We start from the raw sequence: 7,224 nt of genomic DNA on the forward strand, positions 1-7,224 counted from the left end.
CGCATAGGGGTTGATCGGGCCTTTGCCGGTGCCAATCGGTGCCGCCCAAGGCATGATGGCCTGGCAACCTACGTCCACCAGGCGCTGGCACAGCACCAGGTCTTCGGTGCAATAGGGCAGCACCTGAAAACCACTCTTGATCAGGTGGCGCGCGGCCTCGACCAGGTTCAGGGTGTCGGGTTGCAGGGTGTAATCGTCGCCAATCAGCTCCAGCTTGAGCCAGGGCGTGGCAAACACCTCGCGCGCCATTTCGGCCGTGGTGATGACTTCCTGCACGCTATGGCAACCGGCGGTATTGGGTAGCACCGGCACTTTCAGGTTGGCCAGCATGACCCAGAAGGCGTTTTGGCTGGCCTCGCCCGCCTGCAGGTTTTGCCGCCGCAGCGAGGCGGTCAGCATGGCGGGTTGTGCCAGCTTCACGGCAGCGTGCAGCACATCGGGGGAAGGGTAGCGTGAGGTGCCCAGCAGCATACGGCTGGCAAAGCGCTGGCCGTAGAGCACCAGGGCATCGTTGGTGGGGTGAGAGGGTGTTGGGGTCATGACAAACAGGGAAATCAGCCACCGGTGACGGGGCCAATCAAATCGACGCGATCGCCCTCACTCAGCGGGGTTTGGGGGTAACGGGTGTTGGGCACAAACCGCAGGTTCACGGCAGCGGCAAATGGCGGCCGGATGCCAAACTGCGCCACGGCGTCGGCCAGCGTGGCCTGACCGGGCAGTTCCAGTGGTGTGTTGTTGACCCACACCTTGAGTGGTGCGGTCGTCATGCAGCCTGCTCCACGGTGTCGCCACGCAGCACGGGCACGGCAAATTGCTGGGCCAGGCTGGCGTTGTCACTGAGCACAAGTTGCAGCACCATGTCCATCATGGCTGGAGCAATCAAATAGCCATGGCGGTACAGACCGTTGACCTGCAGGCAGCGTGCGCCCAGGCGGCGTAGCGCAGGCCGGTTGTCAGGCAGGGTGGGGCGGCACTGCGCCACCAGTTCCAGAATGCGCGCCTCGCCAAAACCTGGGTCAACGCTGTAGGCGGCGCTGAGCAGCTCCAGCCCCGAGCGCACGCTCACCGGGGAGACATCGTCCGACTCAATTTCGGTCGCACCGATTTTGAAAATACCGTTTTCCTTGGGCGCGATGTAGATCGGGTAGCGCGGGTGGATCAGGCGGGTCGGGCGTGACAGGTGCACGTTGGGTGCGTACAACATGGCCACTTCACCGCGCACGCCGCGTAGCTGCGGCCACTGGGCTTGTGCTCCCAGGCCCCGGCAGTCCAGCACCCAGTCGGGCTGGCCCGCCTCTCCTGGCGCAAAGTCACCCGGCGCACGTGGGCTGTCCCAGTGCAGGCTGACTTGGCGCTGCTGCAGCTCGGTCAACAGCGCATCAAGCAGCTGGTGGTTGTCCAGCTGGCCCTCGCCCGGCAAATACAGCCCCTGGCTGAAGCGTCCGGCCAAGCCGGGCTCCAGCTGTGCCAAACCTGATGGATCCAGTGTCTGCAAACTGGGCAACTCTGGCAGGCGTCCAGTGGTGCTTTTCAGCTGGCGAGTGAAGCGGGCAGCTTCTGCCTGATCCTGGCGATGCCAGACCACCAGCGTGCCTTGCTGTTGGAAATACACCGGCGCGGGCAGGGTGGCAAGCAGCTCCGGCCAGCGCTTGAGACCATACAGCCCCATCTGCACCACCCTGTCGTCAGCCACGGCAGACTCTGCCAGTGGAGCCAGCATGGCGGCAGCGGCGCGGGCGGCAGAGTTCAGCGCTTGCGGGCCTGCGGCATCAAACATGGTGAGCGTGTGACCGGCCCGGGCGAGTTCACAAGCCAGCAGGCGGCCCATCAACCCGGCTCCCAGAATGACGATCTTCATGCTTTTTGAGCCACTGGTGTCGACAATGTGGCCGGGCGGGTCAACCAGGCCAGCAACCATGTCGCTGTCAGTGTCGGCAAGGCCGAACCCCACTGAGGTGCCCAAGTGCTGAGTGCGTGGTAAGCAGCAATGCCACCTAGCCAGAGCAAAGCCGCGCTCCAGTCCACTCGGCGACCGGTTTCTGTCACCGGGCCGTTTGAGGTCGCCAGGCGGCCCAGAATCACGCCGTACAGAGGGACAAACACCGAACTGAGCATCAGCAAAAACGGTTCCAGGCTGTGCATGGGCAGCACCAGTGCCAGCGCCGTGCACAGGCCAGCCAGCCCAAGCCCCCATTGGCGCACTGAGATGGTCGGTTTCAGGCTGTGGCCCGATACTGCACCCGAGTACACATCGCCATAGGCGTTGTCGACCTCGTCCACCAGAATCAGGCTCAGGGCCAGCAAGCCGCCTTGGGCCAGCAGCAGGGCACTGACCAGGTCGGTGCCGGGCTGCGCCACCGTGACCACCAGCACGCCCAGCGCGTAACACCAGACGTTGGCCAGCGCGTAGCCCACCCAGGTGCCACTCATGGCGCTGCGCTCAGACTGGCCGTGGCGGGCGTAGTCGGCCACCAGCGGCAACCACGACACCGGCATGGCGATCACCAGATCCATGGCCGACAACATGCCCATGCTGCCATCACCAGGCCGGGACCAAAAGGTTGCCAGCCCTTGCGCTTGCACCTGGCCACCAAACTGCCAGGTCAGCCACAGCAGCGATGCCACTACCAGCGGCAGCGCAATGCGCCCGATCAGTTTGCGCACCCGTTGTGTCATGGAGCCAGCCAGCAGCCAAGCCAGCACGCCGCCCCACAGCGCCGTGGTCAGCAGGCGGCCTTCCACGCCGTCCAGCGGCAGGCCAAAAGACTGCTTGCTGATGGCCGCCGTGCCGTCGCGCATGATCACCAGCTCGAACGTGGTCCAGCCGATCAGCTGCGCCATGTTGAGCAGCACCGGTAGGCGGGCGAAGGCACTGCCGTAAGTGGCGTGCATCAACGCCGCACTGGACAGACCGGTCTGGCAGCCCAGCCGCGCCGTCCAGGCCAGCAAACCCGAGCCCACCAGAGAGCCCAGCACAATGGCCAGTGCCGCGTCGCGGCTGCCGACCGCTGGAACCAGATAGGCTCCGACCTGCATCACCAGCAGGCCCACGCCCAGGCTGAACCATAAAGAGGCATGGTTGTGCCAGTTGAATACCCGCTCGGTGCCTGGTACCGGTAATAGGGACGAATTCGACACGGATCTTGCGGCCGGTCTGGTTGATTCGGAAGAAGGTGTGTGTGCCATCTGTTTGCTCCATGCAAAAAGTTGGCAGGTCGGCTGTAAAGGTCATGGAACGGCTCACCTGAGAAGGCGGTGAACCCATGGCTGAACATGCTTCCCTGCGCGAGGATTACCTCAATCAGGTTCAAAGGGACTTTCTCAGTCGGCCGGCACTCGAATGGCCGGTCAACACCCCTAGCGAATGCACCAACAGATTGGTGCGAGGCGGATTTTAATCTGATGACAAGGCTGTCATTGAACAAGGCCTTGGCCGGGTCGAAACCCGCTGCAGCAACCGCGGTGCCTCATGCCTCGACCACCGCTACCGCGAAATCAATACTTCATTGACCTGAATCACCGGTTCGATGTCGGTGTAGTTGGGCATGTCCATCTGGAGTTTTGCCGCGTGTGGCGTGAAGGCTTCCATGAAGCTCTCAACGCTATCGAACTGGAAGTGGCACATGGCGATGTAGGCTGCCTCTGTGCCTGGCATGCCACCGGCCAGACCGTGTTCCACCGAAACACCTTGGAAGCCGGGATGCCTGCTCAGCAGGCCAATCGACATGGGCATATGGGTCTGGGTGTAATAGCCCAGATCGAAACGTGAGTCCTTGTTGTTCGGATACAGAATGCTGATTTTGACCATGGTTGCTTCTTCAATGAAATGGGGGTGTCTGGATCATCCACCTTGTCCCTGGGGGCAAAGTCAAGCGCGCTGATGGCGCGTATTTCAAGTAGTCAGGTGCCAGGCCGATTGAGTTCTTCATGTAGCGCCACCAGTTGCTGGTCCTGCGCCAGGATCCGGTTCATGTCATGGCGCAGTTTTTCACGTTTCATGGTGATCAGGCGGTTGGCTTCCTCAATGGACAGCTGATGGGTTCTGGCCTTGTGTTCAACCAGGGTTTTGATCTCGGCAAGGCTGAAACCGACCGCCTGGGCGCGCCGGATCATGTGAACCAGCGACACATCCGGATAGGCGTACACGCGGTATTTCCCTTGCCGTTTGGGCGCAGGAATCAGCCCCATCGCTTCATACAGGCGAATCGCCTTGGGTGTGGCACCACTCAATTGGGCGAGCTTGCCGATGTACATCACGGTGCACAAACCCCCAGCCGCTGTTGCAGCAGCGCACTGCTGGTGGTGTATTGCAACACAGCTGACTGTTCGGGGCGCAGCAGCGCGGCGGCGGCAAAGGCGGCCAGGGTGGCTTCGTGGAAGCCGCACAGGATCAGCTTTTTCTTGCCGGGGTAGGTGACCACGTCACCCACGGCAAAAATACCTGTTTCGCTGGTGGTCAAGGTTGCGGGGTCGACGCAGAGCTGCTTGCGCTCCATGACCAGACCCCACTGTGTGATCGGGCCGAGCTTGGGGCTGATGCCCTGGCATACCAGCAGGGTGTCCAGCGGCAGGGTGAGGGTTTGATCCTCGGGGGTGGAGATGACCACACCGCTCAGACGTTCGGCTTCGGTGGTGATGCCCGTGACCTGGCCGGCCTGAAATCGGATCTGTCCGGCCGCACGCCGTGCTGCCAACTGGTTCAGTTCTTCGGCGCTGGCTTGCAGCACATCCCGCCGGTGTAGCAGGGTGACGCTTTGGGCTTGCAGTGGGCCGGCTTGCGCCAGGGTGATGGCGCTGGCCACCGCTGCCTCTTCACCGCCAACCACCACGACACGCTTGCTGGCGAAAGGCACGGCTGGTTTGAGCCGGTAAAACAGCTGACTGCCCAGAAAACGGGACAGGCCATCGACCTTGAGTTCCTTGGGCACAAACGCCCCCACACCAGCGGCGATGAAGACGCTGCGGGTTAAAAACTGCTGTTGGGTGGACGTGCCAACCAGCCAGCGGCCATCGGGCTGGCGTGCCAGCGTATCGACTTGCTGGCCAAAATGAAACTGGGGGGAAAACGGTGCGATCTGCCGCAGCAGCTGCTGGGTCAGCTCGCGCCCGGTGCAACGCGGCACACCGGGAATGTCATAAATGGGTTTGTCGGCGTAGAGCTCGATACATTGGCCGCCAGGCTCATCGAGCACCTCCACCACCTGGGTGGAGATGCCTTGCAAGCCGAGCTGAAACACCTGAAACAGCCCGACTGGCCCGGCACCGATGACCAGTGCTTCGGTTTCAATCACGGCGGCTTCTCGGGCGGGCAGGCTCAGCGCTGCAGCAGGGACAGCTTGCCGGTCTTGTTTTTGTACTCTTCGGCTTCAGGCAGCGGCGCCTTGCGTTTGGTGATGCTCTTCCAGGTGGGCAGCTTGGCCAACTCGGCGTTGAGCGGGGTCATGTGGCGCTGGTCCTTGGGCACGTCTTCTTCCGCGTAAATGGCGTTCACCGGGCATTCGGGAATGCACACCGCGCAGTCAATGCATTCATCGGGGTCGATGACCAGGAAATTCGGGCCTTCGCGAAAGCAGTCCACGGGGCAGACATCGACGCAGTCGGTGTACTTGCATTTGATACAGGCTTCGGTGACGGTATGGGTCATTTTGAAATTTCTACAGTTGGACGCAAAGGATGGGATTTTATTGGCTTTCCCAGTTCAAGGCGGCGAAGCTTAGCGCCTTCACGTTAAGCCGGCCTTGATTTGTGTCAATTGATGAGGGCTGCTCCGGCGGTTTTATGGGAGGCCGTGTCCACCAGCACCAGGGAGCCCAACACCCTTGACTGCGCAAAGGGTCGCGCGGCAATGGGTTCCTGCAGCAGCAGCTCGATGTGACCAATGGCATTGGCCGGCAGGGTGTCGGCGGCTTCTTCGGCCAGTGTGTTGATGTCCAGCCGGTGCACGATGCGTCGGACCTTGGCCTTGACCCAGCGGTGGCCGTGCAGTGCCCAGTAGACCCGTCCGGCGACCAGGGCTTCGTCGTCCAGCCAGGCCACCGTGACTGCGAGTTCCCGGCTTGGTGCCAGGTCGCCGGGGGGAGTCGGTGTTTCGAAGTCGTCGTCCACCGCCGTGGCAGCCGCTGGTTCGAGCGCCAGCAGCCAGTCGCCGCGCGAGACATCGACTTCACGGTCCAGCACCACCCCGGCGCTGTGGCCGGCCACAACGGTTTGGGGCTGCCGGGTGTGGCCCAGCACCTGGGCAATGCTGGCGGTTTGCCCGCTGGGCAGGATTTTGACCGGCTGACCCACTTGCGCCTGGCCATTGGCCACCCGGCCCCAGAAAATGCGTCGGCCTTGTGAGGTGTCGGCCGATGCGGAGAACTTTTCTACCCATTGCACCGGAAACGCGAACGGCAAGCCGGTGTCGGCCGGTGTCACTGGCAGCAGCTCCAGAATGTCGAGCAGGCTCGGGCCGTGGTACCCGCACCAGTCATCTTCGGTGGCATCCACCACGTTGTGGCCCTTGAGCGCCGAGATCGGCACGATGCTGGCCACTTCGATGCCGGCGGCCAGCGCGAATGCTTCCAGTGCGTCACGGATGTGGCTGAATGCCAGCGTGGCGTTGTCATCCAGGGCGTCGAGCTTGTTGACGGCAAACACGATGCTGGGCACGCGCAGCAGGTGGCACAGCAGGGTGTGGCGGCGGGTTTGCGGCAGCAGGCTCAGGCCGGGTTGCTGCCAGGGCAGTTTGGTGGCATCGACCAGCACCACGGCAGCGTCGGCGCTGCTGGCGGCGGTGACCATGTTGCGGGTGTATTGCTCGTGGCCGGGGGCGTCGCCAATGATGAATTTGCGCTCGGCGGTGTTGAAGTAGCGGTAGGCCACGTCGATGGTGATGCCTTGCTCACGTTCAGCAGACAGGCCGTCGGTGAACTGGGCCAGGTCGGCCTCACCGCTTTTGGAGACGTTGGCCAATTGGTCTTGCAGCACACTTTTGCTGTCGAGTAGCAGGCGGCCAATCAGGGTGCTTTTGCCGTCATCGACGCTGCCGCAGGTGATGAATTTCAATGCAGATTGATGGTCATTTTGGCAAGACCCCAAGTCCAGGCTTGTAGCCCTTGTTTGTTCTTGGTTGGTAGCTACTGAGTTTGTAGTGTTCATGTTCGTTTCCGTTACGGGCAGTCTGATGTCGTTTTAACCCGCGGCGCGCATTGGGTATCTAACTCCGCGGATGTCCCCCGGCCC

General features: G+C 62.3%; 9 protein-coding genes and 1 riboswitch. All 9 genes read right to left on the reverse strand.

The window, feature by feature from the left end; translation table 11 throughout:
• The coding region (locus tag PHW99_RS17375) for a thiazole synthase (RefSeq protein ID WP_300180596.1) at positions 1–540 on the reverse strand (540 nt) is incomplete at its 3' end.
• A 14-nt stretch (positions 541–554) separates the two neighbouring features.
• Positions 555–767 (reverse strand): sulfur carrier protein ThiS, encoded by a 213-nt coding sequence (gene thiS / locus PHW99_RS17380; protein WP_300180599.1) that lies wholly within the window; start codon positions 765–767, stop codon positions 555–557.
• On the reverse strand, positions 764–1,858 hold the full coding sequence (locus PHW99_RS17385; protein WP_300180602.1) for an FAD-dependent oxidoreductase: 1,095 nt from the start codon (positions 1,856–1,858) through the stop codon (positions 764–766). The genes thiS and PHW99_RS17385 overlap by 4 nt, the downstream gene beginning before the upstream one ends.
• Positions 1,855–3,186, reverse strand: coding sequence for a cytosine permease (locus PHW99_RS17390; protein WP_300180604.1), 1,332 nt, complete (start codon positions 3,184–3,186; stop codon positions 1,855–1,857). The genes PHW99_RS17385 and PHW99_RS17390 overlap by 4 nt, the downstream gene beginning before the upstream one ends.
• A gap of 75 nt (positions 3,187–3,261) precedes the next feature.
• A riboswitch (TPP riboswitch) is annotated at positions 3,262–3,369 on the reverse strand.
• Between the two features lie 115 nt (positions 3,370–3,484).
• Positions 3,485–3,808 (reverse strand): EthD family reductase, encoded by a 324-nt coding sequence (locus tag PHW99_RS17395; RefSeq protein WP_300180607.1) that lies wholly within the window; start codon positions 3,806–3,808, stop codon positions 3,485–3,487.
• A gap of 92 nt (positions 3,809–3,900) precedes the next feature.
• Positions 3,901–4,254, reverse strand: coding sequence for a MerR family transcriptional regulator (locus tag PHW99_RS17400; protein WP_300180610.1), 354 nt, complete (start codon positions 4,252–4,254; stop codon positions 3,901–3,903).
• Positions 4,254–5,291, reverse strand: coding sequence for an NAD(P)/FAD-dependent oxidoreductase (locus tag PHW99_RS17405; protein ID WP_300180613.1), 1,038 nt, complete (start codon positions 5,289–5,291; stop codon positions 4,254–4,256). The genes PHW99_RS17400 and PHW99_RS17405 overlap by 1 nt, the downstream gene beginning before the upstream one ends.
• Before the next feature lie 23 nt (positions 5,292–5,314).
• Entirely contained in the window at positions 5,315–5,644 is a 330-nt protein-coding gene (gene fdxA, locus PHW99_RS17410; RefSeq protein WP_300180616.1) for a ferredoxin FdxA, read from the reverse strand.
• A 104-nt stretch (positions 5,645–5,748) separates the two neighbouring features.
• Positions 5,749–7,140 (reverse strand): GTP-binding protein, encoded by a 1,392-nt coding sequence (locus PHW99_RS17415; protein WP_300180619.1) that lies wholly within the window; start codon positions 7,138–7,140, stop codon positions 5,749–5,751.
• Between the last annotated feature and the right edge of the window lie 84 nt (positions 7,141–7,224).

The organism is Rhodoferax sp., from assembly GCF_028689305.1.
Taxonomy (GTDB): Bacteria; Pseudomonadota; Gammaproteobacteria; order Burkholderiales; family Burkholderiaceae_C; genus Rhodoferax.

Bases quoted from the DNA above. Each gene is read 5' to 3' on its own strand.
- thiS (WP_300180599.1), bottom strand. From the start codon at position 767: ATGACGACCGCACCACTCAAGGTGTGGGTCAACAACACACCACTGGAA.
- PHW99_RS17400 (WP_300180610.1), bottom strand. From the start codon at position 4,254: ATGTACATCGGCAAGCTCGCCCAATTGAGTGGTGCCACACCCAAGGCG.
- PHW99_RS17395 (WP_300180607.1), bottom strand. From the start codon at position 3,808: ATGGTCAAAATCAGCATTCTGTATCCGAACAACAAGGACTCACGTTTC.
- PHW99_RS17415 (WP_300180619.1), bottom strand. From the start codon at position 7,140: ATGAACACTACAAACTCAGTAGCTACCAACCAAGAACAAACAAGGGCT.
- PHW99_RS17390 (WP_300180604.1), bottom strand. From the start codon at position 3,186: ATGGCACACACACCTTCTTCCGAATCAACCAGACCGGCCGCAAGATCC.
- PHW99_RS17385 (WP_300180602.1), bottom strand. From the start codon at position 1,858: ATGAAGATCGTCATTCTGGGAGCCGGGTTGATGGGCCGCCTGCTGGCT.
- fdxA (WP_300180616.1), bottom strand. From the start codon at position 5,644: ATGACCCATACCGTCACCGAAGCCTGTATCAAATGCAAGTACACCGAC.